At 68.9% G+C, this 23,816-nt stretch carries 25 protein-coding genes, 1 tRNA gene and 1 other RNA gene; 14 read left to right on the top strand and 13 right to left on the bottom strand.

Annotated elements, in window-relative coordinates; genetic code table 11:
• Window positions 1-1,267, bottom strand: a 1,267-nt coding sequence (dnaX, locus tag CS062_RS12250) for a DNA polymerase III subunit gamma/tau (RefSeq protein ID WP_099861905.1), incomplete at its 3' end; no start/stop codon positions are given.
• A gap of 107 nt (window positions 1,268-1,374) precedes the next feature.
• Between dnaX and CS062_RS12245 the strand changes: the two genes are divergently transcribed.
• The 3 genes from CS062_RS12245 (at window position 1,375) to CS062_RS12235 (ending at window position 3,945) form a co-directional block, all read left to right on the top strand.
• Window positions 1,375-2,505, top strand: coding sequence for an AIR synthase-related protein (locus tag CS062_RS12245; protein WP_099861904.1), 1,131 nt, complete (start codon window positions 1,375-1,377; stop codon window positions 2,503-2,505).
• Between the two features lie 145 nt (window positions 2,506-2,650).
• Window positions 2,651-3,028 carry a SirB2 family protein gene (locus CS062_RS12240; protein ID WP_099861903.1) on the top strand — a complete coding sequence of 126 codons (378 nt, stop codon included), beginning with the start codon at window positions 2,651-2,653 and terminating at the stop codon, window positions 3,026-3,028.
• Window positions 3,029-3,159: 131 nt separating this feature from the next.
• Window positions 3,160-3,945, top strand: a complete 786-nt coding sequence (locus tag CS062_RS12235; RefSeq protein ID WP_099861902.1) for a class I SAM-dependent methyltransferase — start codon at window positions 3,160-3,162, stop codon at window positions 3,943-3,945.
• Between the two features lie 9 nt (window positions 3,946-3,954).
• Here the strand turns inward: CS062_RS12235 and CS062_RS12230 are convergent, their stop codons facing one another.
• Window positions 3,955-4,377 (bottom strand): hypothetical protein, encoded by a 423-nt coding sequence (locus tag CS062_RS12230; protein ID WP_099861901.1) that lies wholly within the window; start codon window positions 4,375-4,377, stop codon window positions 3,955-3,957.
• A 283-nt stretch (window positions 4,378-4,660) separates the two neighbouring features.
• On the opposite strand from CS062_RS12230, the gene ffs reads away from it, so the two are divergent.
• Window positions 4,661-4,758: signal recognition particle sRNA small type (ffs, locus tag CS062_RS12225), an RNA gene on the top strand.
• Window positions 4,759-5,014: 256 nt separating this feature from the next.
• Here ffs and CS062_RS25805 read toward each other — a convergent pair.
• Together CS062_RS25805 and CS062_RS25800 are read right to left on the bottom strand one after the other, a co-directional pair.
• Window positions 5,015-5,803, bottom strand: coding sequence for a hypothetical protein (locus CS062_RS25805; protein ID WP_143742324.1), 789 nt, complete (start codon window positions 5,801-5,803; stop codon window positions 5,015-5,017).
• Window positions 5,804-5,940: 137 nt separating this feature from the next.
• Window positions 5,941-6,789, bottom strand: a complete 849-nt coding sequence (locus CS062_RS25800; RefSeq protein ID WP_143742323.1) for a hypothetical protein — start codon at window positions 6,787-6,789, stop codon at window positions 5,941-5,943.
• 183 nt (window positions 6,790-6,972) lie between these two features.
• Between CS062_RS25800 and CS062_RS12220 the strand changes: the two genes are divergently transcribed.
• From CS062_RS12220 to CS062_RS12210, 3 genes are all read left to right on the top strand, one after another.
• Window positions 6,973-7,401, top strand: a complete 429-nt coding sequence (locus CS062_RS12220; protein WP_099861900.1) for a DUF1810 domain-containing protein — start codon at window positions 6,973-6,975, stop codon at window positions 7,399-7,401.
• Between the two features lie 70 nt (window positions 7,402-7,471).
• Window positions 7,472-8,290: an AraC family transcriptional regulator gene (locus CS062_RS12215; RefSeq protein ID WP_099861899.1), complete on the top strand. Its 819-nt coding sequence runs from the start codon at window positions 7,472-7,474 to the stop codon at window positions 8,288-8,290.
• A 96-nt stretch (window positions 8,291-8,386) separates the two neighbouring features.
• Window positions 8,387-9,016, top strand: coding sequence for a LysE family translocator (locus CS062_RS12210; RefSeq protein ID WP_099861898.1), 630 nt, complete (start codon window positions 8,387-8,389; stop codon window positions 9,014-9,016).
• A 27-nt stretch (window positions 9,017-9,043) separates the two neighbouring features.
• Here CS062_RS12210 and CS062_RS12205 read toward each other — a convergent pair whose 3' ends face one another.
• A complete protein-coding gene (locus CS062_RS12205; RefSeq protein WP_099861897.1) occupies window positions 9,044-9,544 on the bottom strand; it encodes a winged helix-turn-helix transcriptional regulator in 501 nt (166 codons plus the stop codon).
• 173 nt (window positions 9,545-9,717) lie between these two features.
• On the opposite strand from CS062_RS12205, the gene CS062_RS12200 reads away from it, so the two are divergent.
• From CS062_RS12200 to CS062_RS12185, 4 genes are all read left to right on the top strand, one after another.
• A complete protein-coding gene (locus CS062_RS12200; protein ID WP_099861896.1) occupies window positions 9,718-10,860 on the top strand; it encodes an HlyD family secretion protein in 1,143 nt (380 codons plus the stop codon).
• 155 nt (window positions 10,861-11,015) lie between these two features.
• Entirely contained in the window at window positions 11,016-12,518 is a 1,503-nt protein-coding gene (locus CS062_RS12195; protein WP_233218030.1) for a DHA2 family efflux MFS transporter permease subunit, read from the top strand.
• A gap of 49 nt (window positions 12,519-12,567) precedes the next feature.
• On the top strand, window positions 12,568-14,103 hold the full coding sequence (locus CS062_RS12190) for an efflux transporter outer membrane subunit (RefSeq protein WP_099861894.1): 1,536 nt from the start codon (window positions 12,568-12,570) through the stop codon (window positions 14,101-14,103).
• A gap of 12 nt (window positions 14,104-14,115) precedes the next feature.
• Window positions 14,116-15,051, top strand: coding sequence for a DMT family transporter (locus CS062_RS12185; RefSeq protein ID WP_099861893.1), 936 nt, complete (start codon window positions 14,116-14,118; stop codon window positions 15,049-15,051).
• 105 nt (window positions 15,052-15,156) lie between these two features.
• Here CS062_RS12185 and CS062_RS12180 read toward each other — a convergent pair whose 3' ends face one another.
• The 3 genes from CS062_RS12180 to CS062_RS12170 all read right to left on the bottom strand — a co-directional run bounded on the left by CS062_RS12180 (window position 15,157) and on the right by CS062_RS12170 (window position 18,155).
• Entirely contained in the window at window positions 15,157-15,585 is a 429-nt protein-coding gene (locus tag CS062_RS12180) for a hypothetical protein (RefSeq protein WP_099861892.1), read from the bottom strand.
• Between the two features lie 140 nt (window positions 15,586-15,725).
• Window positions 15,726-16,580 carry a glycosyltransferase gene (locus CS062_RS12175; RefSeq protein WP_143742322.1) on the bottom strand — a complete coding sequence of 285 codons (855 nt, stop codon included), beginning with the start codon at window positions 16,578-16,580 and terminating at the stop codon, window positions 15,726-15,728.
• A 165-nt stretch (window positions 16,581-16,745) separates the two neighbouring features.
• Entirely contained in the window at window positions 16,746-18,155 is a 1,410-nt protein-coding gene (locus CS062_RS12170; RefSeq protein WP_233218029.1) for an FAD-containing oxidoreductase, read from the bottom strand.
• A 144-nt stretch (window positions 18,156-18,299) separates the two neighbouring features.
• Here CS062_RS12170 and CS062_RS12165 point away from each other — a divergent pair, with 144 nt between their 5' ends.
• Window positions 18,300-18,713: a response regulator gene (locus tag CS062_RS12165; protein WP_099861889.1), complete on the top strand. Its 414-nt coding sequence runs from the start codon at window positions 18,300-18,302 to the stop codon at window positions 18,711-18,713.
• 142 nt (window positions 18,714-18,855) lie between these two features.
• Here CS062_RS12165 and CS062_RS12160 read toward each other — a convergent pair.
• From CS062_RS12160 to CS062_RS12145, 4 genes are all read right to left on the bottom strand, one after another.
• Window positions 18,856-18,946, bottom strand: a tRNA-Ser gene (locus CS062_RS12160).
• A gap of 101 nt (window positions 18,947-19,047) precedes the next feature.
• Window positions 19,048-20,343 carry a serine--tRNA ligase gene (gene serS, locus CS062_RS12155; protein WP_099861888.1) on the bottom strand — a complete coding sequence of 432 codons (1,296 nt, stop codon included), beginning with the start codon at window positions 20,341-20,343 and terminating at the stop codon, window positions 19,048-19,050.
• 128 nt (window positions 20,344-20,471) lie between these two features.
• The gene (gene ispH / locus CS062_RS12150; RefSeq protein WP_099861912.1) at window positions 20,472-21,440 is read right to left on the bottom strand and encodes a 4-hydroxy-3-methylbut-2-enyl diphosphate reductase; all 969 of its coding nucleotides are present in this window, start codon (window positions 21,438-21,440) and stop codon (window positions 20,472-20,474) included.
• 8 nt (window positions 21,441-21,448) lie between these two features.
• The gene (locus tag CS062_RS12145; RefSeq protein ID WP_099861887.1) at window positions 21,449-21,895 is read right to left on the bottom strand and encodes an FKBP-type peptidyl-prolyl cis-trans isomerase; all 447 of its coding nucleotides are present in this window, start codon (window positions 21,893-21,895) and stop codon (window positions 21,449-21,451) included.
• Between the two features lie 73 nt (window positions 21,896-21,968).
• Here CS062_RS12145 and radC point away from each other — a divergent pair, with 73 nt between their 5' ends.
• Together radC and CS062_RS12135 are read left to right on the top strand one after the other, a co-directional pair.
• Complete coding sequence (gene radC, locus CS062_RS12140) at window positions 21,969-22,682, top strand: RadC family protein (RefSeq protein ID WP_099861886.1); 714 nt, start codon at window positions 21,969-21,971, stop codon at window positions 22,680-22,682.
• Window positions 22,679-23,320, top strand: a complete 642-nt coding sequence (locus CS062_RS12135) for a Smr/MutS family protein (protein WP_099861885.1) — start codon at window positions 22,679-22,681, stop codon at window positions 23,318-23,320. The genes radC and CS062_RS12135 overlap by 4 nt, the downstream gene beginning before the upstream one ends.
• A gap of 73 nt (window positions 23,321-23,393) precedes the next feature.
• Here CS062_RS12135 and CS062_RS12130 read toward each other — a convergent pair whose 3' ends face one another.
• A complete protein-coding gene (locus tag CS062_RS12130) occupies window positions 23,394-23,777 on the bottom strand; it encodes a hypothetical protein (protein WP_099861884.1) in 384 nt (127 codons plus the stop codon).
• Window positions 23,778-23,816 lie beyond the last annotated feature (39 nt).

The raw sequence follows: 23,816 nt of genomic DNA, 5'->3' as shown, positions 1-23,816 counted from the left end.
CAGCGGGTGCCGGCGCGGGGGCGGCGACCGACGCCGCCGCCTGCGCTTCGGAAACCGGCGCGGCCGCCGGAGCCGGCAGCGGACGATGGGCCGCCGCGGCGCCCGCGACCGGCGCCGGCGCGGTCCGCGCGGCGCCTTCAGGCGCCGACGGCTGTCGCGCGCCCGGCCCGTTCGGCCGGAACGCCATCATCCGCAGCAGCACCATCGTCAGCCCGGCGTACTCGTCCGGCGCGAGGGGCAGCTCCTGGCGTCCGTGCAACGCCATGCTGTACATCAGCTGGATCTCGTCGGCCGGCAACTGGCTGGCCAGCGGCAGCAGCTCGGCCAGGTCGGGATCGCCCGCATCGAGCGCCCCCGGCGCCGCCTGGGCCACGGCCAGGTGCTGCAGCGCCACCGCGAGGTCCTCGAGCGTGCCGCCCGCCGACAGGCCCATGTCCCGCAGCCGGTCCGACGCGCCGACCAGCGCGGCGCCATCGCCCGCGATCAGCGCGTTCAGGATGCCCAGGACATGGCCGCGATCGACGCTGCCCAGCATCTGGCGGACGCCGGCTTCCTTGAGCTCGCCGGAGCCGAAGGCGATCGCCTGGTCGGTCAGCGACAACGCATCGCGCATCGAGCCGCGCGCCGCCCGCGCCAGCAGGCGCAGCGCGCCGGGTTCGTTCGGCACGTTCTCGTTGCCGAGCACGCGGGTGAGGTGCTCCAGCACCGTCTGCGGCGCCATCGGGCGCAGATTGAACTGCAGGCAGCGCGACAGCACGGTCACCGGCACCTTCTGCGGGTCGGTGGTCGCGAGGACGAACTTCAGGTACTCGGGCGGCTCCTCCAGCGTCTTCAGCATCGCGTTGAAGGCGGTGTTCGAGAGCATGTGCACTTCGTCGATCATGTAGACCTTGAAGCGCCCGACGACCGGCTTGTAGACGGCCTGGTCCAGCAGCTGGGAGATCTCCTCGACACCGCGATTGGAGGCGGCGTCGAGCTCGACGTAGTCGACGAAGCGGCCGGCGTCGATGTCGCGGCAGACGTCGCAGACATTGCAGGGATGGGCGGTGATGCCGCCGGTGCCGTCCGGGCCGATGCAGTTCAGCGACTTGGCGAGGATCCGCGACACCGAGGTCTTTCCGACGCCGCGCGTGCCGGTGAACAGGTAGGCGTGATGCAGGCGCTGCTGCGTCAGCGCGTTGGCCAGGGCCTGCACGACGTGTTCCTGACCCATCAGCTCCTCGAACGTGCGGGAGCGGTACTTGCGTGCGAGGACCTGGTAACTCATGGCGCGGCATTCTACGGGGGGAGCACTCCCCCGCCGGGGCGCCGCCGGGCGGGCGGCGTCCGGGTTTGTCAGGAGGCCCGTGCGGCGCTGACGGATAATCCGCCGCCATGAGCACCCACGCCCCGCACGATCCCTCCTCCGGCACGCTGAGCTACGAACAGGCCGGCGTCAATTACGACCTGATCGACCCGCTGAAGATCAGCGCCCAGCGCGCCGCGGCCGCGACCGCCGTCCACATGAGCGCGCACGGGTTCACCGAGGTCAAGGCCTCGCGCGGCGAGTCGGCGTATGTCGTGGACGTGGGGCCGTTCTACATCGCCTCGATCGTCGAGTGCCTGGGCACGAAGACGCTGGTCGCCGACGAGATGGCGACGCTCACCGGCAAGAGCTACTACGACGGCATTGCGCAGGACACGATCGCGATGGCGGTGAACGACCTGATCACCGTGGGCGCGACGCCGCTGGTGGTGCAGGCCTACTGGGCCGCGGGCGGCTCGGACTGGTTCGGCGACGCGCAGCGCGCGCAGGCGCTGGTGGCGGGCTGGAAGAAGGCCTGCGACGTCTGCCAGGTGGCCTGGGGCGGCGGCGAGACGCCGGCGCTGGCGGGCATCGTCGAAGGCGGCCGCATCGACCTGGCGGCGTCCTGCACCGGCCTGATCAATCCGAAGGAACGGCTGTCGGTCGGCGACAAGCTGGGCGCGGGCGACGCGATCGTGCTGCTGGCCTCGTCGGGCATCCATGCCAACGGCCTGAGCCTGGCGCGCAAGCTGACCGAGCGCCTGCCGCAGGGCTACCTCACCGAAGTGCAGCCGGGCCTGACCTACGGCGACGCGCTGCTGGCGCCGACGACGCTGTACTCGCCGGTGACCGAGGCGCTGTACAAGGCCGGCATCACGCCGCATTACTGCGCCAACATCACCGGCCACGGCTGGCGCAAGCTGCTGCGCCATCCCGGCCAATTCATCTACCGCATCCACACGGTGCCGCCGGTGACGCCGGTGCTGAAGTTCATGCAGCAGCACGCGCAGCAGGACGACCGCGAGGCCTATTCGACGCTCAACATGGGCGCGGGTTTCGCGATCTTCGTGAAGGCGGACCAGGCGGCGAAGGTGGTGGAGATCGCCAAGGCCTGCGGCATCGACGCCTGGGATGCCGGCCGGGTCGAGGCCGGCGAGAAGCAGCTGCTGATCGAGCCGCTGGACATCCGCTTCGGCGACGACGACCTGCAACTGCGCTGAGCGGGACCAGGTCTGATGCAAGAGGGGCGCTGCGGCGCCCCTCGGTCGTTCTGCCCGCGCCTGGCGACGACCACCGGCCGCGACAGGCGCGGCCGCGCATTCTCCGGATTGACATCCCCCCGCCGGGTGACGAAGCTCCCCGCCCATGGACTGGTTCTATGTCCCGATGCTCCAGATGCATGCGCTGCTGGCGTGGTGCAGTGTCGGGCTGTTCCTGGTCCGGGGGCTGGCCCACCAGTTCGGCGCGCAGTGGGTGAGCGACGAGCGCCTGCGCACGCTGGTCTTCAGCAGCCACCTGCTGATCGTCGTGTCCGGCATCAGCCTGTGGGGCGCCCTGCATCACGACCCGCGCTATGAGCCCTGGATGACCGCGAAGTTCATCGCGCTGGGTGTCTACTTCGCGACCGGCCACTGGGCTTTCGGACGCGGCGAGTTCCGCGTCCTCGGCTATGTGCTGGCGCTGGTCGCGCTGGCCTATGTGGTGGCGGTGTCGGTGACGCGCCAGGCCCTGCTGGGTCTTTGATCCCCGCAGGCTCGCGAATCGCCGCGGAGCCGGCTCACAGGGCTCGGTGATGCGATCCGGCGCTCGCCTCGCGATCGGAGTCGGCACGCCGTCTTGACGCGCGCCAGTGAAGCCGGGCGTAGCATCGCCCGATGCCTGCCACCATCCACGACGCCGCCCAGCGCGGCTATGCCAGCGCGTCCGACAGCTACCAGCGCGGACGCCCCGAGTACCCCGAGGCGCTCGGCGCCTGGCTCGGCGAGACGCTCGGCGTGGGGCCCGGTGCGCGGGTCCTCGACCTCGGCGCCGGCACCGGCAAGTTCACGAAGCTGCTGGCGCGCACGGGTGCCTCGGTGACCGCGGTGGAGCCGGTCGACACGATGCGCGCGCGGTTGTCGGAGGCCCTGCCCGGCGTGCGTGCGCTCGCGGGCACCGCGGAAACCATCCCTTTGCCGGATGGCGACATCGACGTGCTGACCTGCGCCCAGGCCTTCCACTGGTTCGCGAACGCGCAGGCCCTGCGGGAGATGCATCGCGTGCTGCGCCCGGGCGGCCGGCTCGGCATGGTCTGGAATGTGCGCGACGAGTCCATCGACTGGGTCGCCGCGATCACCGGGGTCATCACGCCTTACGAGGGTGACGCGCCTCGCTTCTACAAGGGCACCTGGAGGCAGCCCTTCGAGGGTCAGGCGCTGTTCGGCCCGCTGCAGCGGGCGGTCTTCCCGCACAGCCATGTCGGGACCTTCGAGCAGGTCGTGATCGACCGCATCCTGTCGGTGAGCTTCATTGCGGCGCTGCCCGAGCAGGAGCGCCAGTCGGTCGCCGATCGCCTCCGTAGCCTGAAGACGCACCATGCGGCGCTGCGCGAGCCGACGATTGCATTCCCATACGCCACCGAGGCCTGGATCGCGGAGCGCCTGCCCAACGCCGGCCGCTGATCGCTGGCCTCAGCCCACGAGCTTCCAGCCCGCCTGCCACAGCTGCCGCACGGCCGCGGCGTGAAGTTCCCGGCGCAGCACGCCGGGCCGCTCGCCGGGACGAGCCGTGAGCAGCGGGCTGATCCATTGCGGGCCCGGCTCGCGGGAGACGCGGGCTTGACCGTGGCGGTCGGCGCGCAGCAGCGCCAGGCGCCAGACGGCGCTCAGACGGCGGGGCTGGGCGTCATCGGCGAGCGGGCCGATCCAGTCATCCGCCTGCAGGCGATGCGCGGCCTTGAGCAGTTCGAGATCGGACGGGAAGCGGGAGAACTCGGCCACCGGCTCGCCCCAGGGGTCGCACAGCGTGCGCAGGGGCTGGGCGGGCGCGGCGGCAGCGCGAGCGGTACGGCGGCGGGTCAGCAGCGAATCGAACTGAGCCAGACGAGCGGACATGAAAAAACTCCGAGAGCCCACAGTGGTCACCGGCGTTTGCCGGCCCGGGGGCAATCGGAGCCGCAACGCTTTAGCCGCATTTGTGAATCGCCCGCAAGTAGTTGGTAAATCGGCGATGGCCTGGGCGGGAGCGCGTCCCGCGAGGTCCGGGGCGGATTTAACCACAGGCCCGTGGCGGCCGTCGACCCGCTCGCGGCGGTGTTCGCACGCGTGGCGTGCGGAGAGGCACGCCAGAGGAGCGCCCGGCCGGAGGGCCGGGAAAGCTCGGCTAGAATCCGCCGCTGACGGGCCTCCTCGCATGGAAGCGCGGCCAACCGGGTCAGGTGGGGAACCAAGCAGCCCTAACCGTTGTGACCAGTGCCGAGGGTAAGGCTCGTCAACCTCATTCAAGTGAAAACCGCCGGGAGGCGGTTTTTTTATTTCGGGCTTTCGTACCCGATGTCCCCAATATGCCTAGGCAGGCCTGCGACCCGGGGCATGTCCTTGGATGTCGGAAATTTCAGTGCTCGGGTTTTAGCTCGGCTCTCATGGCGAAATAGTGATGCGCGAAATGCGTCCCTACACCACGGTGAGGCCGCTACACCTGCTGCCCTTGCTGCCCCTCATTCTTTACTCTGCATCCATCGTAGCGGCGTGCTTATTGCCTTTCGATCCAGGCGCGGATATCGTTCGCGCGAAATACGGCCTCCATACGTTTCGAAAGGGCTAACGCCTTCTCGCGCTGTACCGAGCCCTCCGGCCAATTGATGAGAGCATAAGATTCGAACGATCCGTCACATACGCCCGTCGCCAGACAGGCTGTGAGCGTTCGTAAGTCGTTACCTTGGTCGCCATCCACCGAAGTCGCCTTAAACGCTGCCAACCGGACAGCTTCTCGAAAAATGGCTTTATCTTCAGGCGAAGAGAAACTTTCACCTTGGAACCTCGGCAAGATCGCAAGGGAAAAATATGCAGACGCCATTTGTCCTTGGCTAGCAAGTTCAATCAGATTAGCGGCGAAATCCTCGTCCATCTTAAATAGGCCTGACCGAGCCTTACTAAATTTCGTTGCGTAAGCATCGACTTCTAATGGACGGTCTGCGGGCACTTCATGGCGAAAATCCCCACAACGGCTTCGCACTGCTTGTTGCGCCTGAATAAAGCGTGCTTGGAAAGCCGCAGGGTCCCTGCCCAACGAAACCGCTCGCGCCACTGCATCTTCCACACGAGCCTTAGCTGCGTGCTGATTGGCCTCTCTGCATTGGTATGTCACTTGCTCGGCGTTCGCGAATGAACCTGGCTTAGCTAAGGCGTGCTGCTGGGTAACGAACGCAAGAGGGTTGGGGTCAAGCATGCCCTTCGCCAAAGTTGCCGACGTATTCTCGTTCGGACGGGGCGCTGTGAGGACCTGCGCCGAAGTCGTTCCCGCCTCAATTTTGAGGTTCATAGCCGCTTCATGAGAGCGACCTTCAGTCGGTGTCGACGTCCTCTCCGGATGATCGACTTCCTCTCGGTCGACCAACCTCCAGCCGCCGAACGCGGCGCTTCCGACGCATATCGCGATCAACCAAAGCCAACGCTGCCTTAGACGCATGTATTTTCACCTGTCGCAATTGCCTCATTTAGAACCGGGTTGAACAATTCAACCGCCTGCTCGCCAACCCACAGGATGTTAAAAGTGAACACAAGTCCGTCGGGGTATTTTACATCCACCCGCTCCAGATTATGTATTCCGGGCAAGGCGCCTCCGTAGATTCGCATGAAGGTCAGCTCCGCATAGCCATACCCATCTCTCGCATCTCGAGTGAGATTCCATCCCGGATGTCCAGCTGCGACCTCTGGGTCAAAAATGCATTTAACGAGCTTTTTCGGAGGTTCAGGAGTCACCCATTCCTTCACCGTTTTTATCAACTCCACAATGCCGCCGAAATCAATACTATTCATACCAGAAAACGTCGCATCGGCATAAATCAGGACACCACAAACCTCGAAGGACGATCCGTAGCTGGTAGCCACCGAACTCGAACAGCTCCGTCGACCATTTACTTCAACCTTTTCTAATTCGACATACGCAGTATCGTAGGAGGAGGATATACCATCAAAATAGGAAATCTCCCAGGAATAGCTTTCCACCGTACCACCGCACTCGTCGGCGGACGGGGTCAGCTCGCAGTTATCACTTAATACACCGGCGGTTGCATTGAAAGGCCAACGCCCACGTAGAGATGCACCTCGCAATCTCTTTTGCTCTGCCAAGAATTTTATGCTTAACGGATTCTTCGCAAAGCTCGCAGGCCTTTTGGTGTAAACAGGCTCGGGCAGTTGTTTATGTGCGGCTAGGGACGTCGCCGGAGCTGCGGCGGCACCGGTGCTAAAGGACTGTTCCACGACCAAGAAAAGCAGTGGAATGAGCACTTTTACGATTTTCATCATTTCCCCCCTTGTTAACAATTATGGAGGGTATGTATATGGCGCAGCGCAGGCTTCGGTGAGAACCCTTCCTACCTAGGAGGGAAGCCCCGCTCATTCTTCCCCTTAGGCCTGTCAACTCCATGGGCGCCGGAAGCCGACCAGTGTGGCTGCCCGCCTGGGACGGCCACTTGCCACCTCCGACTCATGCCCTCGCCCTTCGACCTCCAACGCTTCCTCGACGCCCAGTCCCGGCAGCTCGCCGACGTTCTCGACGAGCTCAAACGTGGTCGCAAGCTCAGTCACTGGATGTGGTACTTCTTCCCTCAGCTCCGCGGGCTCGGGGTGAGCAGCACCGCGCAGTTCTACGGCATCGAATCGCTCGACGAGGCCGTCGCCTACCTGAATCACGAAGTCCTCGGACCACGCCTGCGCGAGTGCGTGGCGCTGATGAACACCCATCGCAACAAGACCGCCGAGCAGATCCTCGGCGCGGTCGACGCGATGAAGTTCCGCTCGTCGCTGACGCTCTTCGCGAAGGCATCGGGCGACGAGGCCGTGTTCATCGAAGCGCTGGATCGCTACTTCGACGGCCAGCCGGATCAGCGGACGCTGAGCCTGCTCGACCGGACCTGACCCGGGCGCTGCGGCCGTTCACTGGCCGGAGTCCAGGCTTGCTAGAGTCGCAGCACCCACCGCCCGCCTCATGCCTGCCTTCACCCGTCTTCCCTGCCCGCTGCCCGGCATCGACGTCGTCCTGGCCGACACGGCGCGCGCGTTCCCGCGACACATCCACGATGAATTCGGCATCGGGCGCATCGACCGCGGCGCGCAGCGCACCGCCAGCGGGCGCGGCATGGTCGAGTCCGTCGCCGGCGATGTCATCACCGTCAATCCTGGTGAAGTCCACGACGGCCTGCCGCTGGGCGACCATGGCCGGACCTGGCGCATGCTCTACCTCGCGCCGGCCATCGTCCTCGACCTGGTCGCCGATATCGCGGTCGACCACCCCACCGGCGGCTCGCCCGGCGACGTCGAGTTCCACCGCCCCACCCTGCACGACGACCGCATCGCCGCCCGCTTCGAGGCGCTTTTCCACGCGATGGCGTCCACGCCGTCCGGCGCGGTCGAGACGCTGCAGGCTGATGCCGCGCTGCTGCTCCTGTTGCAGTCGCTGCTGCGTCCGCGTGCGTCGGCACCGCCCGCGATCCCGGCCGGCATTGCGCTCGCCCGTGCGCGCCTGGACGACGACCTCTCGACGCCCGTCAGCCTGGAAGCCCTCGCCCAGGAGGCCGGACTGAGCCGCTTCCAGTTCCTGCGTGGCTTCACCCGCGCCACCGGCCTGCCGCCGCATGCCTACCTGGTCCAGCGCCGGCTGCAACGCGCCCGCCGGCTGATCGGCCAGGGCACGCCGCTGGCCGAGGTCGCCGCCGCCAGCGGCTTCTTCGACCAGAGCCACCTGACGCGCCATTTCGTGCGCTGCTTCGGCATCGCGCCGGGCGCCTACGCCGCCGCACTGCGCTGACCGGCTCCGCCTTCGCGACGCTGCAATTTCGTCCAAGACGCGTCCTGGACGCGGCCCGACCATTGGCCTCCCATCGCCACCCTGCCGAGGCCCGCCGTGCCCTTCTCCTCGCTCTCCAATCCCGAGTTCCTGATCACCTCGCTGATCGTCGTCGCCTCGCCCGGCACCGGTGCGCTGGTGACGCTCGCCGCCGGCCTGTCCAGCGGGGCGCGCGCCGCGCTCGCGGCCGCCTTCGGCTGCACGCTGGGCATCGTGCCGCACATGCTGGCCGCGATCACCGGCCTGGCCGCGCTGCTGCATGCAAGCGCCCTCGCCTTCGACCTCGTGAAGTACGCCGGGGTCGCCTACCTGCTCTACATGGCCTGGATGTCGCTGCGGGAGCGCGGCGCGCTCGCCATCGATACCGCCGGCCCGCACCGCTCCACGCGCGAGATCGTCGCCCACGCTGTGCTGGTGAATCTGCTCAACCCCAAGCTGTCGATCTTCTTCGTCGCCTTCCTGCCGCAGTTCATCGCGCGCGACGAACCCCACCCGACGCCGTTGATGCTCGAGCTCTCCCTCGTCTTCATGGCGATGACCTTCGCCATCTTCGCGGTCTATGGCGTCTTCGCCGCCGCGATGCGCGACCGCGTGCTCGCCCGCCCGCGCGTGCTGCGCTGGATGCGACGCGGCTTCGCCGCCGCCTTCGTCGGCCTGGGCGCGAAGCTCGCGCTGGTGCAGCGCTGAAGCCCTCGCCACGAGCGCCTGTCGGCGCTACTCGTCCGCGCCGTCCTTCGCTTCCCCATCGAAGTCGAACAGCTCGACGCGCCGCGGCGCGGCCGAGCGCCGCTCCACCTTGTGCTGCGGCCCGATCGCCTTGCCCGTCCGGGCATCGATCAGTTGCAGTTCCACTGGCTCGCCGGTCTCCGTGTCGATGAGCCGCACGGGCTTGCCCTTCAGCGGCGCATGCCGGTTGCCCCAGGTCAGCAGCGCCAGCATCACCGGCCGCAGATCGCGGCCCTTGGGCGTCAGCACGTACTCGAAGCGCGGCGGCCTCTCGCTGTAGGGCCGCTTCTCCAGCAGGCCCCGATCCACCAGCTCCGCCAGCCGCCGCGTCAGCGTGTTGGAGGGAATGCCGAGCTCGGTCACGAACTCGTCGAAGCGGTGATGTCCATAAAACACCTCGCGCAAGATCAGCACGCTCCAGCTGTCGCCCAGCATGTCGGCCGTGCGTGCCACCGGGCAGGCCATCTCCTCAAAGCTCGTGCGGCGCATCGGCGGTCTCCTTGGGTTGCCCCGGCGATTCTCACTGACTTCCATCATGGAAGTAAGTTGACGAATCTGGAACAGTGCATTCCGCATCCAGTTACTTCCATCATGAAAGTGACGTTCCTATAGTCCGCCCCATCGCCCGCCGCCCCGGCGGGCCTTCGATGCCGGAGCCCGCCATGACCGCCCCTTCCCCAGCCCCCACCCCCACGGCCGCTTCCCCGGCACCGGTTCCCTCGGCGGGAGCCCGCAGGCCGTTGGGCCGCACCGCGCTGTCGTGGGCAGCGTTGACCGCCGCCGTGCTCGTGGCCGCCGCCTATGGCGCGCACTGGTGGACCACCGGCCGCTTCCATGAAGAGACCGATGACGCCTACGTCGGCGGCGACGTCACCGTGGTCGGCGCGAAGGTCGGCGGCTACATCGCCGAGCTGCCGGTCACCGACAACCAGTTCGTGCACGCTGGCGACCTGCTGGCCCGCATCGACGCACGCGACTACGACGCCGCGCTGCAGCGCGCGACCGGCGCCGTCGAGGCGCAGGAGGCCGCGATCGCCAATCTCGCTGCGGCGGCCGCGCTGCAGCAGGCGGTGATCGCCAAGGCGAGCGCCGGCATCGCCGCCGCCTCCGCCGAGGAACAGCGCGCCCGCGACGACTTCGCCCGCTATCAGGACCTGGTGCGGCGCTCCGCCGTCTCGGTCGAGAGCAGCCAGCGCGCCGAGGCCGCCTTCAAGACGGCGCAGGCCGGCTCCGCCCGCGCCCGCGCCGAGCAACTCGCCGCGGAGCGGCAGCTCGACGTCATCGCGACGCAGAAGCGCCAGGCCCAGGCCGCGCTCGATCAAGCGAGGGCCGAGCGCGAGCTCGCGCGCCTCAACGTCGGCTACACCGAACTGCGCGCGCCGCGCGATGGCTACATCGGCAACCGCAAGGCGCGGCTGGGCACTTATGTCGGCGTTGGCACGCCGCTGATGTCGGTGGTGCCCGCGCGAGGCCTCTGGGTCGACGCCAACTTCAAGGAGGACCAGCTCGCCCGCATGCAGGCCGGGCAGCCGGTGCGCATCCGCGCCGACGCCTGGCCCGGCGTCGTGATGCACGGGCGGCTCGGCAGTCTGGCGCCCGCGACGGGCGCGCAGTTCAGCGTGCTGCCGGCCGAGAACGCCACCGGCAACTTCACCAAGATCGTCCAGCGCGTCCCGGTGCGCATCCAGCTCGACGCCGCGGACGACCGCCTCGGCCGGCTGCGTCCCGGACTGTCCGTCCTCGTCGAGGTCGACACCGCCGCCAGTGGCGCCGCCCCGGCCACCAAGACCGCGAGCCTGCCATGAGCGCCGCGCTCACCGCCTCGGCGTCCACGTCGGCGTCCACGTCGGCGTCGACATCGGCATCGACGCCACCGCGTGCGCGTCCCGCCTTCTGGTCCAACGACGTCATCCCCATCGCCCAGCTGAGCACGCGCGACAAGGTGCTCGCCTTCGCGACGATGTGCATCGGCATGTTCATCGCGCTGCTGGACATCCAGATCGTCTCGGCCTCGCTGCGCGACATCGGTGGCGGCCTCTCCGCCGGCGCCGACGACACCACCTGGGTCCAGACCAGCTACCTGATCGCCGAGATCATCGTCATCCCGCTGTCGGGATGGCTGGCGAGCGTGATGTCCACGCGCTGGCTGTTCGCGGCCTCGGCGCTGGGCTTCACGCTGACCAGCCTGCTGTGCGGCCTGGCCTGGAACATCCAGAGCATGATCGCCTTCCGCGCGCTGCAGGGCTTCCTCGGCGGCTCCATGATCCCGATGGTCTTCACCACCGCCTTCATGTACTTCGACGGGAAGCAGCGCGTCATCGCCGCAGCCACCATCGGCGCGATCGCCTCGCTCGCGCCGACGCTCGGACCGGTGGTCGGCGGCTGGATCACCGACATGCTGTCGTGGCAGTGGCTCTTCTACATCAACCTGCTGCCCGGCCTCGTCGTCACCCTGGTCGTCCCGCTGATGGTGCGCGTGGACAAGCCGGACCTCTCGCTGCTCAAGGGCGCCGACTACCTGTCGATGGTGCTGCTCGCCGTGTTCCTCGGCTGCCTCGAGTACACGCTGGAGGAAGGCCCGCGCTGGAACTGGTTCGGCGACACGACGATCGCCATCACCGCCTGGACCGCCGCGCTCAGCGGAATCGCCTTCATCGCGCGCAGCCTGACCGTCGCGCGGCCCATCGTGGACCTGCGGGCGCTCAAGGACCGCAACTTCGCGCTCGGCAGCCTGTTCTCGTTCATCACCGGCATCGGCATCTTCGCCACCATCTACCTCACGCCGCTGTTCCTCAGCCGCGTGCGCGGCTATGGCGCGCTGGACATCGGCCTGGCCGTGTTCTCGACCGGCGTGTTCCAGGTGATGAGCATCCCGCTCTATGCCTTCCTCGCCAGCCGCTTCGACCTGCGCTGGATCCTCTTCGCGGGGCTCGCGCTGTTCGCGCTCTCGATGTGGGAGTTCATGCCGATCACGCACGACTGGGGCGCGCATCAGCTGCTGCTGCCGCAGGCGCTGCGCGGCATGGCGCAGCAGCTCAGCGTGCCGCCGGTGGTGACGCTGGCGCTCGGTGCACTGCCACCGGCGCGGCTCAAGCTGGCCTCGGGACTGTTCAACCTGATGCGCAACCTGGGCGGTGCCATCGGCATCGCGGCCTGCGCCACGGTGCTCAACGACCGCACCAACCTCCACTTCCAGCGCCTGGCCGAGCGCCTGCATGACGGCAACGAGGCGATGAGCGGCTTCCTCGCGTCCGCCGGCGCGCCGCTGTCCTCGCTGCCTTCGGGCGAAGCGGTCACCGCGGCGCTGCGCCAGCTCTGGTCGCTGACCTACCGCGAGGCGCTGACCATGACCTTCTCCGACGCCTTCCTGCTCGTGATGCTCTGCTTCGTCGCGGCGCTGCTGCTGGTGCCGTTGCTGCGCAAGATCGCGCCGCCGTCCGCCCCGTCCGCCGATGCCCATTGAGATTCCGCGCCCACCCCGTCCTTCGCGCCGCACTTCCTGGAGTTCCACCATGACGCTCCCGCTTCCCTCCGCCGCCCGCCCGACACGGCGCGCCGCTCCGCTGAACCTAGCCCTGGGCGCCGTGCTCGCGGCGGCGCTCGCCGCTTGCGCACCGATGATCGACCCGGCCGGCCGCCCGCGCGCGCTCGAGGAGCAGTTCGCCGGCCAGGCGCTGATCGCGCAGGGCCAGACCGGCAACTCGCCCGCGGTGCTGGCCGCTTGGTGGGCAGGCTTCGACGATCCCGCGCTGAGCGCCATCGTCCAGCGCGCGCTCGACCAGAACCTGGACCTCGCGATCGCACTGGCCCGCGCCGAGCAGGCGCGCGCGGCGGCGCAAGGCGCCGGCGCGAATCGCCTGCCACAGGGCGTGCTGCAAGCTCAGCTGCTGCATCAGCGCCAATCGCTGAAGAGCCCCGAAGGCAAGCTCGCGCGCGGCTTTCCCGGCTATGACCGCGAGCAGACGCTGCAGACGCTGGGCATCGGCGCGAGCTGGGAAGCGGACCTGGCCGGCGGCCTGCGCCACGGCGAGGCGGCCGCCGTCGCCGAATGGCAGGCCGCCGAGGCGGCGCGCATGGGCGCGCGCGTGACCGTCGCGGCCGAAGCGGCCGATGCCTACTTCCGCGTGCGCGGCGCCCAGGCCCGCATCGCCGTCGCCGAGGCCCACCTGCGCAACCAGTCCCAGTTGCTTCGACTGATCCAGGACCGCTTCAACGGCGGCCTGGCGGCGCAGCGAGAAGTCGCGGAAGCCCAGGCGCTGCAGCTGCAGGCGCGCGGCACGCTGCCGCCGCTGCGCACGGAGCTGTCGCAGCAACTGCATCGGCTGGACGTGCTGATGGGCGAGCAGGCCGGCACCTACGCGGCCAAGTTGATCGCGGACACGCCCGAGGCGCCACGCGCCGCCGCGCTGGCCGCGACGCGTTCACCCACCTACCTCGTGCCCTCGCTGCCCGCGGACCTGACACCCGCGGCGCTGATGCGCCGCCGCCCCGATGTCATCGCCGCGGAGCGCCAGCTCGACGCGAGCCAGTCGCGCATCGGCGTCGCCACCGCCGAGTACTACCCGCGCCTGACGCTCGGCGGCGTGCTCGGCGCTTCGAGCCTGAACGGCGGGCTGCTGTCGGCGGCGGCCTTCCAGCCGCAGGCGCTGCTCGGGCTGCACTGGCGGCTGTTCGACTTCGGCCGCGTCGACGCCGAGGTCGCGCAGGCGCGCGGCGCACGCGCCGAGGCCCTCGCGCAAGTGCGCCTGCGCATGCTGCGCGCCACCGAGGACGTCGAGAACGCGATCGTCAGTCTGTCCGAGCTGGAGCAGCAGCGCGGCGATCTGACGGAGGAAGTCCGGGCCCATCAGATTGCGCGCGACGCGGCCGAGGACGCCTACAAGGGCGGCGCCGCCAGCCTGATCGAGGTGCTGCAGGAAGACCGGCTGCTGCTCGGCGCGCGCGACCAGCTGGCACAGCTCGACGCGGCGCACGCGCGGGCGGCGGTCGCCGCCTTCCGGGCGTTTGGCGGCGGTTGGGACGCGCCGGCCACCATCGCGGCTCGGTAGCATCGGGGCCCTATGAGCCCGCCCTCCGCACCGCCCTCGCCCTCCGCCGCGCCGGCCCCGTCGTCCGGTGCCGCGCGCGCCCATTCGATCAACGAGCTGCTGCCGCTGCTCTTCGTCGCCGTGTGGAGCACCGGCTTCATCGGCGCCAAGTTCGGGCTGCCCGACGCGGAGCCGCTGACCTTCCTCGCCTGGCGCTACGCCGCGGTGATCGTGCTGATGCTGCCGGTGGTCCTGCTGCTGCGTGCGCCGTGGCCGCGCTCGGCCGCCGCCTGCGGCCACATCGCGGTGACCGGCCTGCTGGTGCATGGGGTCTACCTCGGCGGCGTCTTCACCGCCATCTCGCACGGCCTGCCGGCGGGCATCACCGCGCTGGTGGTGGGCCTGCAGCCGCTGGTGACCGCGCTGGGCGCCCGCGCCTTCCTCGGCGAGCGCATCGACCGCATGCAGTGGCTGGGACTGGCGCTGGGCTTCCTGGGCGTGGCGCTGGTCGTGGCGCAGAAGGTCGCCGCGGTGCCCGGCGGTGCGCTGGTGACGATGCTGCTGCCGGCGGTCGTCGCGCTGATCGGCATCACCGCCGGCACGCTCTACCAGAAGAGGTTCTGCCCCTCCTTCGACCTGCGCACCGGCTCGATCATCCAGTTCGTGCCCAGCCTGCTGGTGACCGCCGCGCTCGCGGCGGCGACCGAGACGATGCAGGTGCGCTGGACCGGCCAGTTCGTCTTCGCGCTGAGCTGGCTGGTGGTGGTGCTGTCGCTGGGCGCCGTCAGCCTGCTGAACCTGCTGATCCGCCGCGGCAGCGCGGTCAATGTCGCGAGCCTCTTCTACCTGACGCCGCCGACCACCGCGCTGATCGCCTGGGCCCTGTTCGGCGAGACGCTGAGCGGGCTGGCGATGGCCGGCATGGCGCTGGTCGCGATCGGTGTGTGGCTCGCGCGCCGGACCCGCTGAACCATCCGGCGGTGGGTCGGTCAATGACGCCATGGCCGCCGCTGCGTTTGCCGCAAGAAAAAGGCGACCCGTGGGTCGCCTGTGGGGTGGGTGATGACAGCGGAATCAGTTGCGGTCAGCACGCGCCGGCAGCGAGCTGTCGGAGCTGCTCGTCGACGTGCCGGTGCTCGACGTGTCGCTGCCCATCGTCGACGTGCTGCCCTGGTTCATCGGCTGGGTCGGCGTTCTCACGCTGGGATCCTGCCGCTGGTCGGTCGTCGTGTTGTTGCCGTTGTTGTCGCTGCCGGTGGCGGGCTGGCTGTTGCGCCAGTCATTGGTCGTCGCGGGCTGGCCGGTGCTGGGATTGGCCGCGGGCGTCGCAGGAGGCGCCTTGTTCTGGTCGTTGTTGTTGGACAGCGGATCCTGGGTCTGGTCGCGGGCACCGACTGAGCCGGAACTGCCGCCCTGGCCGCCGCTCTGGGCGTGCAGGAAGCCGACACCGGACGCCAGCGCGATCGCCATCGCCACGGTGGTGATCTTGGAACGTGAGTTCATGGTGGATCTCCTTGGAAGCTGAAGGTCGAGGTCTTGCCGGGAACGGTCGCGAGCCCGCGTCGCATCGCGGATCGACGGGCCGTCCTTGCAGGAATTGACCGGCAATCCCGATGCCTGCGGGGATCGGCGCGCCGGCCAGGTCACCGGTCTCGAGCGACGGTCCGCGTCCGGCCCGGCACGAGCTCGTCCAGCACCGCGCGCACCGCTGGCGCGCCCGCCGGCACCGCCGGAACCGGTTCCGCCGTCAACGGCTGCGTGAGCGCGCGCGCCTGCGCCGCGCCGCGCGACCCGGCGACCGCGGTCTGCGTCGCGACACCGCGGAGCCGCTCGCCCAGCGCATCGAGGCTGGCGGCCATGGCGTCCCCGTCCGCCTCGGCGTCGAAGGGATCGAGGCTGATGCGCTCCTGCGCGATGCCCAGTCCCAATGCATGGAAATAGCTCGCCTCGCTGACCACGCTGAGCTGGCTCGCGATCAGCCGATGCACCTCGAGGTCGGGCATGTCCAGCTGCGCGCCCTGCACCGAGCTGAGCACCGGCGTGCGGGTGATGCCGCCCGCCAGACCGGCCAGTCGGTGCGCGTTAGGCAAATGCGCGTGCAGCACGTCCGCCTGCCGATTGCGGATCAGCCCGACCAGCACCTGGATCGCATGCCAGGGGGGATCGTCGGGCATGGCCACAATCACGACCTCGGCGCCACGGGCGCGCATCCGTTCCGCGAACGCGCCGTCGGCAGGACACACGACGGTGAAGCGCAAGCCGTCCTCCGGGCCCAGGCGCTCGAGCAAGCGCTCCACCAGTTCGGTGGCACCGAGCCGGTCGGCGGCCGCAGCCAGGCCCGATGACAGCTCGTCCGTGGTCTCGTCCGGGGGGACCGCGCCGACGACCTCGACCACGTGCACCGTCGGCGACGCCGACGCGACGCCGGCCGGCGCCGCCAAGGGAGCGGCAGGCAGGGGGGCGATCGTGCCGGGGCGGCGAGCGGCGGGACGGTTCATCGGCGGCCTTTCACAACCGCCAGTCGCGGTTTCCCCGGAATGGCAAACCCCATACCCGCGCAAGCGACGCAAGCAACCCAAGCAACCCAAGCAACCCGAGCAACGCAAGCGACGCGACAACGCGACAGCGCGATGCCGCGATACGCGCGCGTGACGCGAGGCGGCTCAGCCGGGGTCGGTCGCGGGCGGCAAGGGCTTGAGCGCCTGCAGCACCGTCGGCAGCAGCTCGCTGACCGTGGGATGGATGCGCACCCCGCCGGCCGTCACCTCGGTGTACGGCCGGCCCGACGCGATGACATCCAGGAGCGACTGCACCGCCTCGTCGCCATCGACGCCGAGCACCGTCGCGCCGAGGATCGCCTTCGAGTCCGCATCAACCAGGAGCTTGATGAAGCCTTCGGTCTCACCCTTCTCGATCGCCCGGCCCACCCGCGTCATCGGCCGCGTGCCGATCAGCGCGGCCCGACCGCTGGCGCGCACCTCGCGCTCGCTCAGGCCGATGCGCGCCAGCGGCGGATCGGTGTAGAGCGCATAGGTCACGACCCGATCGCCGACGCCACGGTCGGCACCGTCGAACAGGTTGGCCGCGGTGATCTCGAAGTCGTTCCACGCGGTGTGGGTGAAGGCGCCGCGGCCATTGCAGTCCCCGAGCGCCCAGATGTGCGGCACGCTGCTGCGCAGGCGGTCGTCGACGACGACATGACCGCGCTCGTCCAGGCGCACGCCGGCCAGGTCCAGGCCCAGGTCATCGGTGTTGGGCCGGCGGCCGGTCGCGATCAGCACATGGCTGCCATGGACCTCGGGCTCACCAGTCTGGCAGTTCACCTGCACGGCGACGCCCTCGCCGGACGGGGCCAGCTTCACGCATTCGGCGCCGGTGCGGATCGTCAGGCCTTCCTGCTCCAGGATCGCGCGCAGCGCCTCGGCGACATCGGCGTCCTCGCGAGGGACTAGGCGCGGCCCGCGCTGCACGACAGTGACCGCCGAACCGAAGCGCCGGAACATCTGCGCGAACTCCAGCCCGATGTAGCTGCCGCCGACGACCACCAGGTGCCGGGGCAGTTCCTGGAGCGCCATGATCGACGCGTTGGTGAGCCAGGGCACCGCGTCCAGGCCTTCGACGCCTGGCTGCGCCGGCCGGCCGCCGACATTGAGGAAGAAGCGGTCCGCCCTCAGCCGGCGCTCGCCGACGGTGATCGTGTGGGGATCGATGAAGCGCGCATGGCCCATGACCAGTTCCACGTTGGCCATGCCGCGCAACCACTGCTCGACGTTCCGGCGCGACTGCCCGGAGATGCGGTCCTTGCGCGCGACCACGGCCGGCAGGTCCACGCCGAAGCGCTCCGGTGGGCGGATGCCCCAGCGCGCGGCCTCGCGCACGACCCAGGCGGCATGCGCGCTGGCGACCATCGCCTTGGTCGGGATGCAGCCGGTATTGACGCAGGTGCCGCCGACGCGCGAGCGTTCGACGACAGCGACCCGCCAGCCGGCTTGCGACATGCGCTCGGCCAGCGCCGGGCCGGCTTGGCCGGCGCCGATGACGATGGCGTCGAAGGTCTCGGAGGAAGGGCTCACGGCAATGCTCCTGGAAGAGGACCGTCGCGGAGTCTGCCACCGCCGGACCGGGCAGCGGCCCTCCGCGACGCCCTCAACCCGCTTGACCCCCTCGGTTTCCCACATGGTTTTGTCAATTCGAAAAGCGCAAAATTGACACCTATCATGAAAGTCGTACTTGTCGAAGACTCGCCGCTGGTGCGCAAGCACCTGCTGGCGGCGCTGAAGGAGCAGCCCTTCCTGTCGGTGGTCGGCATCGCCGCGACGGAAGCGGAAGCGCTGTGCACCGTCGGCCTGACGCGGCCGCATGTGGTCGTGCTGGACCTGTCGCTGGCCTCGGGATCGGGGCTGGAAGTGCTGCGCAAGCTCCGCATGGCCGGCTTCGGCGGGACCATCCTGGTCCTCAGCAACCGCGAGGCGGAGATCTACGCCCCGCTGTGCGTGCAGAACGGCGCCAACGCCTTCTATGACAAGGGGCGCGAATTCGAGCGCTTCCTCACCGACCTCAACATGCTGGCCGAGGCGCCCCGCCTCGCGGCCAGCCGGCCGATGACGCTGGGCTCGCTGCATTTGCGCTGAATCCCGGCGGGCCGGCCCCGTGCATCGGATTCGTCCCTCGCGGGTTCCCCGACGGAATAAGGCCGAGGGTTTCGGAGTTCCAAAAGACCAAAAAGAAAACCCGCTCTAGGCGGGTTTCTAAATGCTTGATTCACAAGCGTCTTGGCGGAGAGGGGGGGATTCGAACCCCCGGTACGGGGTTACCGTACGCCTGATTTCGAGTCAGGTACATTCAACCACTCTGCCACCTCTCCTGATTCGGTGCTCACCGTGGTTGTCAGCGAGTAAGCCTAAGAGTATAGCGAGGTTTTCGCGGCCTTGGCAACAAGTCTGTGGAAATTGTGCGAACGCCGCTTCAGGCCTTCAGGACCGTCTGTCCGCCCAGGTAAGGCTGCAGCGCTTCCGGCACGGCGATGCTGCCATCGGCCTGCTGATAGTTCTCCAGCACCGCCACCAGCGTCCGCCCCACCGCCAGGCCGGAGCCGTTCAGCGTGTGGACCAGTTCGTTCTTGCCTTGCGCGTTCTTGAAGCGCGCCTGCATGCGGCGGGCCTGGAAGTCGCCCATGTTCGAGCAGGAGCTGATCTCGCGGTAGGTGTTCTGCGCCGGCACCCAGACCTCGAGGTCATAGGTCTTGGTCGAGCCGAAGCCCATGTCGCCCGCGCACAGCAGCATCGTGCGGTACGGCAGGCCCAGCTTCTGCAGCACCGCCTCGGCATGACCGGTCATCTCCTCGAGCGCGTCCATGCTGTGCTCGGGCTGCTCGATGCGCACCATCTCGACCTTGTCGAACTGGTGCTGGCGGATCAGGCCGCGGGTGTCGCGGCCGGCGGAACCGGCTTCCGAGCGGAAGCACGGGCTGTGCGCGGTCAGCTTCACCGGCAGATCCTCCGCCTTCAACACGCTCTCGCGCACGGTGTTGGTCAGCGAGATCTCCGAGGTCGAGATCAGGTACTGCTCCTGCTGCTCGTCGTCGCCGCCGCGCAGCACCCAGAACATGTCTTCCTTGAACTTGGGCAGCTGGCCCGTGCCCTCCAGGATCTCGCGGTTGACGATGTAGGGCGTGTAGCACTCGGTATAGCCGTGCTCGGTCGTCTGCAGGTCCAGCATGAACTGCGCCAGCGCACGGTGCAGCCGCGCGGCCGGGCCCTTCAGGAAGGCGAAGCGCGATCCGGACAGCTTCGCGCCGGTCTCGAAGTCCAGGCCCAGCGGCGCGCCGAGGTCGACATGGTCCTTGACCGTGAAGTCGAAGCTCCGCGGCGTGCCCCACCGGCGGACCTCGACGTTGCCGGTCTCGTCCGCGCCGGCCGGCACGCTGGCGTGCGGCAGGTTGGGCACGCCCATCAGCATGCCGTTCAATTCCTGCTGGATCAGTTCCAGCTTTTCCGCACCCGCCTTGAGTTCGTCGGCGATGCCGCCCACCTCGGCCATCACGGCGCTGGCGTCCTCGCCCTTGCCCTTCAACATGCCGACCTGCTTGGACAGCTGGTTGCGCTTGGCCTGCAGTTCCTCGGTGCGCGTCTGCACCTGCTTGCGGTCGGCTTCCAGCGCCTTGAAGCGCTCGACGTCCAGGAAGGGTTGCGGGTTCTTGCGCACTTGCAGGCGCTCGATGACGGCGTCCAGGTCCTTGCGCAGCAGGGTGATGTCCAGCATGGTGTGTCTTTCGTGTCCTGCGCCGACGCGGCCCTGCGGGGGGCGCCGGCGCTCGAATGGGGGAGTCGGTTCGGGAGGGTCAGCGGGGAGTCAGGCGGCGGGCCCCCGTCAGGGACCGGCCGCGGCGATCAAGATCGATCGCTGGTGACCTCGGCCATCGACTTGTCGCCCAGCCCCATCGGCAGCGGGAAGCGCACATGTTCCTCGACGCCCGGCAGCGTGCGCACCGTCGTCGCGCCCAGCTCGCGCAGCCGCGCGATCACGGCCTGGACCAGCACGTCCGGCGCCGAGGCGCCCGCCGTCAGCCCGACCTTGGAGCGGCCGTCGAGCCATTCGCCCTTCACATCCTCGGCGGCGTCGACCATGTAGGCCGGCGTGCCCAGGCGCTCGGCCAGTTCGCGCAGGCGGTTGCTGTTGGAACTGGTGGGACTGCCCACCACGACCACCACGTCGACCTGCGGCGCCAGCACCTTCACCGCGTCCTGGCGGTTCTGCGTGGCGTAGCAGATGTCCTGCTTCTTGGGCTCGCGAACCTGCGGGAAATGCCGCTTCACCGCGGCGAGGATCTCGGCGGCGTCGTCCACGCTCAGCGTCGTCTGCGTCACCACCGCCAGCTTCGACGGGTCCTTGACCCGCACGTGCGGCACGTCCGACGCTTCCTCGACCAGGTAGATCCCGTCGCTGAGCTGGCCCATCGTGCCCTCGACCTCGGGGTGGCCCTTGTGGCCGATCATGATGAACTCGTAGCCCTCGCGATGCAGCTTGGCGACCTCGACATGGACCTTGGTCACCAGCGGGCAGGTGGCGTCGAAGATCTGGAACCCGCGCTGCTGCGCTTCCTTGCGCACCGCCTGGCTGACGCCGTGCGCCGAGAACACCAGCGTCGCGCCCGGGGGCACCTCGGCCAGGTCCTCGATGAAGATCGCGCCCTTGGCCTTGAGGTCGTTGACGACGTAGGTGTTGTGCACGATCTCGTGCCTGACGTAGATCGGCGCGCCGAACTTCTTCAACGCGCGCTCGACGATCTCGATCGCGCGGTCCACGCCGGCACAGAAGCCGCGCGGCTCCGCCAGCACGATGTCCTTGTCCATGGTCATGTCCGTCATCACAGCACCCCGATCAGCTGCACCTCGAAGCTGACGGGCTGTCCCGCCAACGGGTGATTGAAGTCGAACAACAGCCAGTCCTCGCCGAGTTCGCGCACGACGCCGGCGTACTGCCCCTGCCCGTCCGGCGTCGGGAACTGCACGACGTCGCCGACGTGGTACTGCTCGTCCGGATCGCCCAGTTCGCGCATCAGGCTGCGCTTGACGCGCTGCAGCAGCTCCGGATTGCGCTCGCCGAAGGCCTCGCCCGGCGCCAGCTCGACGCGGGTGTGCGTGCCCTCGGCCAGGCCGATCAGCCGGGCCTCGATCGCGGGCGCGAGCTCGCCGACGCCCAGCGTCAGCGTGGCCGGCAGCTTGTCGGCGAAGGTGTTGATCAGGTCCTGGCCGTCCGGCCCGCTCAGCCGGTAATGCAGGGTCAGGAAGGATCCTGGTTGAACGAGGTTCACTAGTCAGGGGGATTTTGGGAAACGAGGCGCGATTTTAGGCTGGAGCGCCGTGGTCCTTCCTCCGAGTCCCGCCATGACCGTTCTCGCCGAGTCTTCCTCCCCGTCCGTCCTCTCCGCCATCGCCGCCCTGCCGCCCGAGACGCGCCCCCGGGAGAAGCTCGTCGCCCTGGGCCCGTCCGCCCTCGCCGACGCCGAGCTGCTCGCCATCCTGCTGCGCACCGGCCTGCCGGGCCGGTCCGTCCTGCGCCTGTCGCGGGACGTGCTGGACGAATGCGGCGGCTTCCGCAGGCTGCTGCGCGAACCCGCCGCCGCGCTGGCCGGCATCAAGGGCCTGGGGCCGTCCAAGCGCGCCACCCTGCTGGCGGTGCTGGAGATCGCCCGGCGCGCCTTCCGCGACGCGCTGGCCGACGGACCGGTCTTCGAGTCCGCCCAGGCCGTGCGCGACTACCTGCGGCTCGAGTACGACGCCCGCCGCGCCGAGTGCTTCGCTGTGATGTTTCTCGACACCCAGCATCGGCTGATCGCCCTGGAGACGCTGTTCCACGGCACCCTTTCCCATACCATTACCTATCCCCGGGAGGTGGTGAAGCGTGCGCTGACCCTGGACGCCGCTGCCGTCGTCCTGGTGCACAACCACCCCTCGGGCCGCACCGATCCATCGCCGCAGGACGTCCAGTTGACCCGCGCGATGATCGAGTCGCTGGCCCTGGTCGACGTGAAGGTCCTGGACCACTTCATCGTCGGCGCGGGCCAGCCCGCTTCGATGACCGACCTGGGCCTGCTGTGACCGACCGACTGCGCAGCCTGCAAGATCTGCAGACGCTGCACCGAGAACTGAAGCTCCGCCAGCGTGCGGAGGAAGAACGTAGGGAGCGCGAGGCCGCGCTGGCGCGGCTGCGCGAGCAGGAGGCCCGCGTCTTCGAGCGCACCGTCGGGCCGGTCGTGCCGCTGCCCGATCCGAACCGGGTGATCCTGCGTCATGGCCGCCCCGCGCCCGAGCCGCGCCAGCGCGAGCTCGACGAGCAGATGGCCTGGAAACAGGCGCTGTCGGACGACTTCGACGTGGACTCGCTGCTGGAGACGGACGAGACGCTGTCCTTCCGCCGGCCGGAGATCTCGGCCGAATCGGTGCGCAAGCTCAGACGCGGCCATTGGGCGCTGCAGGCGCAGATCGACCTGCACGGCCTGCGACGCGACCAGGCGCGCGAGGCCCTGGGGCAGTTCATCCACGACAGCGCCCGGCGCGGCCTGCGCTGCGTGCGCGTGGTGCATGGCAAGGGCAATGGCTCGCCCGGGCGCGAGCCGGTGCTCAAGGCGCGCGTGCGACGCTGGCTGGTGCAGAAGCAGGAAGTGCTGGCCTTCGTCCAGGCCCGCGCCAGCGATGGCGGGGCCGGCGCGCTGATGGTCCTGCTGAACGCGACCTGAGGGTCGGCGCCGCAGCCGGCGCTTCGTTCCTGGGTTCCTGTCGGGGACCGAGGGGCGGCGGTCGCCGCCGCGGTCAGTGCAGCATCAGGCTGCTGTAAGGCGAGACCGGCGTGGTGAACGCCATCAGCAGGCGCTCGGGACGGAACTCGCCCACCGAGTCGGCACCCTGCCAGTGGGTCTCGATCGCGTGTTCCAGGCCCTTGAGCACGCAGAAGGACATGAAGGCGTGCTCCGCATCCTCGCCGTCCATGTCGACATGCTGGAGGCGCACGCAGGCGGCGCGCAGGAAGTTGAGCATCTGCATCGGGCTGTCGGTGTCCGGGCAGAAGCCGGCGCAGACCTCGATGTCTTCCCGGGCGTCTTCGGACAGCCAGAGGCGGCCGCCGTCGATCCGGACATGCATCAGGTCGGGATTGGCTTCGATGCCGACCTCATCGTCGTGGAACAGCGTGGACATGATGGATGCGACAGTAGACGAAGCCGCGCCCGCCGTGTT

The organism is Roseateles chitinivorans (genome assembly GCF_002761755.1).
GTDB classification, from domain to species: domain Bacteria; phylum Pseudomonadota; class Gammaproteobacteria; order Burkholderiales; family Burkholderiaceae_C; genus Roseateles; species Roseateles chitinivorans.
The sequence above is the reverse complement of the archived record's forward strand: the minus strand, read 5'-3'. Positions and strand labels throughout refer to the sequence as shown.

Bases quoted from the DNA above. Each gene is read 5' to 3' on its own strand.
- ispH (WP_099861912.1), bottom strand. From the start codon at position 21,440: ATGACCATGGACAAGGACATCGTGCTGGCGGAGCCGCGCGGCTTCTGT.
- CS062_RS12185 (WP_099861893.1), top strand. From the start codon at position 14,116: ATGAGCCCGCCCTCCGCACCGCCCTCGCCCTCCGCCGCGCCGGCCCCG.
- CS062_RS12130 (WP_099861884.1), bottom strand. From the start codon at position 23,777: ATGTCCACGCTGTTCCACGACGATGAGGTCGGCATCGAAGCCAATCCC.
- serS (WP_099861888.1), bottom strand. From the start codon at position 20,343: ATGCTGGACATCACCCTGCTGCGCAAGGACCTGGACGCCGTCATCGAG.
- radC (WP_099861886.1), top strand. From the start codon at position 21,969: ATGACCGTTCTCGCCGAGTCTTCCTCCCCGTCCGTCCTCTCCGCCATC.
- CS062_RS12195 (WP_233218030.1), top strand. From the start codon at position 11,016: ATGTGCATCGGCATGTTCATCGCGCTGCTGGACATCCAGATCGTCTCG.
- CS062_RS12180 (WP_099861892.1), bottom strand. From the start codon at position 15,585: ATGAACTCACGTTCCAAGATCACCACCGTGGCGATGGCGATCGCGCTG.
- CS062_RS12220 (WP_099861900.1), top strand. From the start codon at position 6,973: ATGCCCTCGCCCTTCGACCTCCAACGCTTCCTCGACGCCCAGTCCCGG.
- CS062_RS12175 (WP_143742322.1), bottom strand. From the start codon at position 16,580: ATGAACCGTCCCGCCGCTCGCCGCCCCGGCACGATCGCCCCCCTGCCT.
- CS062_RS25805 (WP_143742324.1), bottom strand. From the start codon at position 5,803: ATGAACCTCAAAATTGAGGCGGGAACGACTTCGGCGCAGGTCCTCACA.
- CS062_RS12245 (WP_099861904.1), top strand. From the start codon at position 1,375: ATGAGCACCCACGCCCCGCACGATCCCTCCTCCGGCACGCTGAGCTAC.
- CS062_RS12165 (WP_099861889.1), top strand. From the start codon at position 18,300: ATGAAAGTCGTACTTGTCGAAGACTCGCCGCTGGTGCGCAAGCACCTG.
- CS062_RS12205 (WP_099861897.1), bottom strand. From the start codon at position 9,544: ATGCGCCGCACGAGCTTTGAGGAGATGGCCTGCCCGGTGGCACGCACG.
- CS062_RS12190 (WP_099861894.1), top strand. From the start codon at position 12,568: ATGACGCTCCCGCTTCCCTCCGCCGCCCGCCCGACACGGCGCGCCGCT.
- CS062_RS12235 (WP_099861902.1), top strand. From the start codon at position 3,160: ATGCCTGCCACCATCCACGACGCCGCCCAGCGCGGCTATGCCAGCGCG.
- CS062_RS12200 (WP_099861896.1), top strand. From the start codon at position 9,718: ATGACCGCCCCTTCCCCAGCCCCCACCCCCACGGCCGCTTCCCCGGCA.
- CS062_RS12230 (WP_099861901.1), bottom strand. From the start codon at position 4,377: ATGTCCGCTCGTCTGGCTCAGTTCGATTCGCTGCTGACCCGCCGCCGT.
- CS062_RS12215 (WP_099861899.1), top strand. From the start codon at position 7,472: ATGCCTGCCTTCACCCGTCTTCCCTGCCCGCTGCCCGGCATCGACGTC.
- CS062_RS12240 (WP_099861903.1), top strand. From the start codon at position 2,651: ATGGACTGGTTCTATGTCCCGATGCTCCAGATGCATGCGCTGCTGGCG.
- CS062_RS25800 (WP_143742323.1), bottom strand. From the start codon at position 6,789: ATGATGAAAATCGTAAAAGTGCTCATTCCACTGCTTTTCTTGGTCGTG.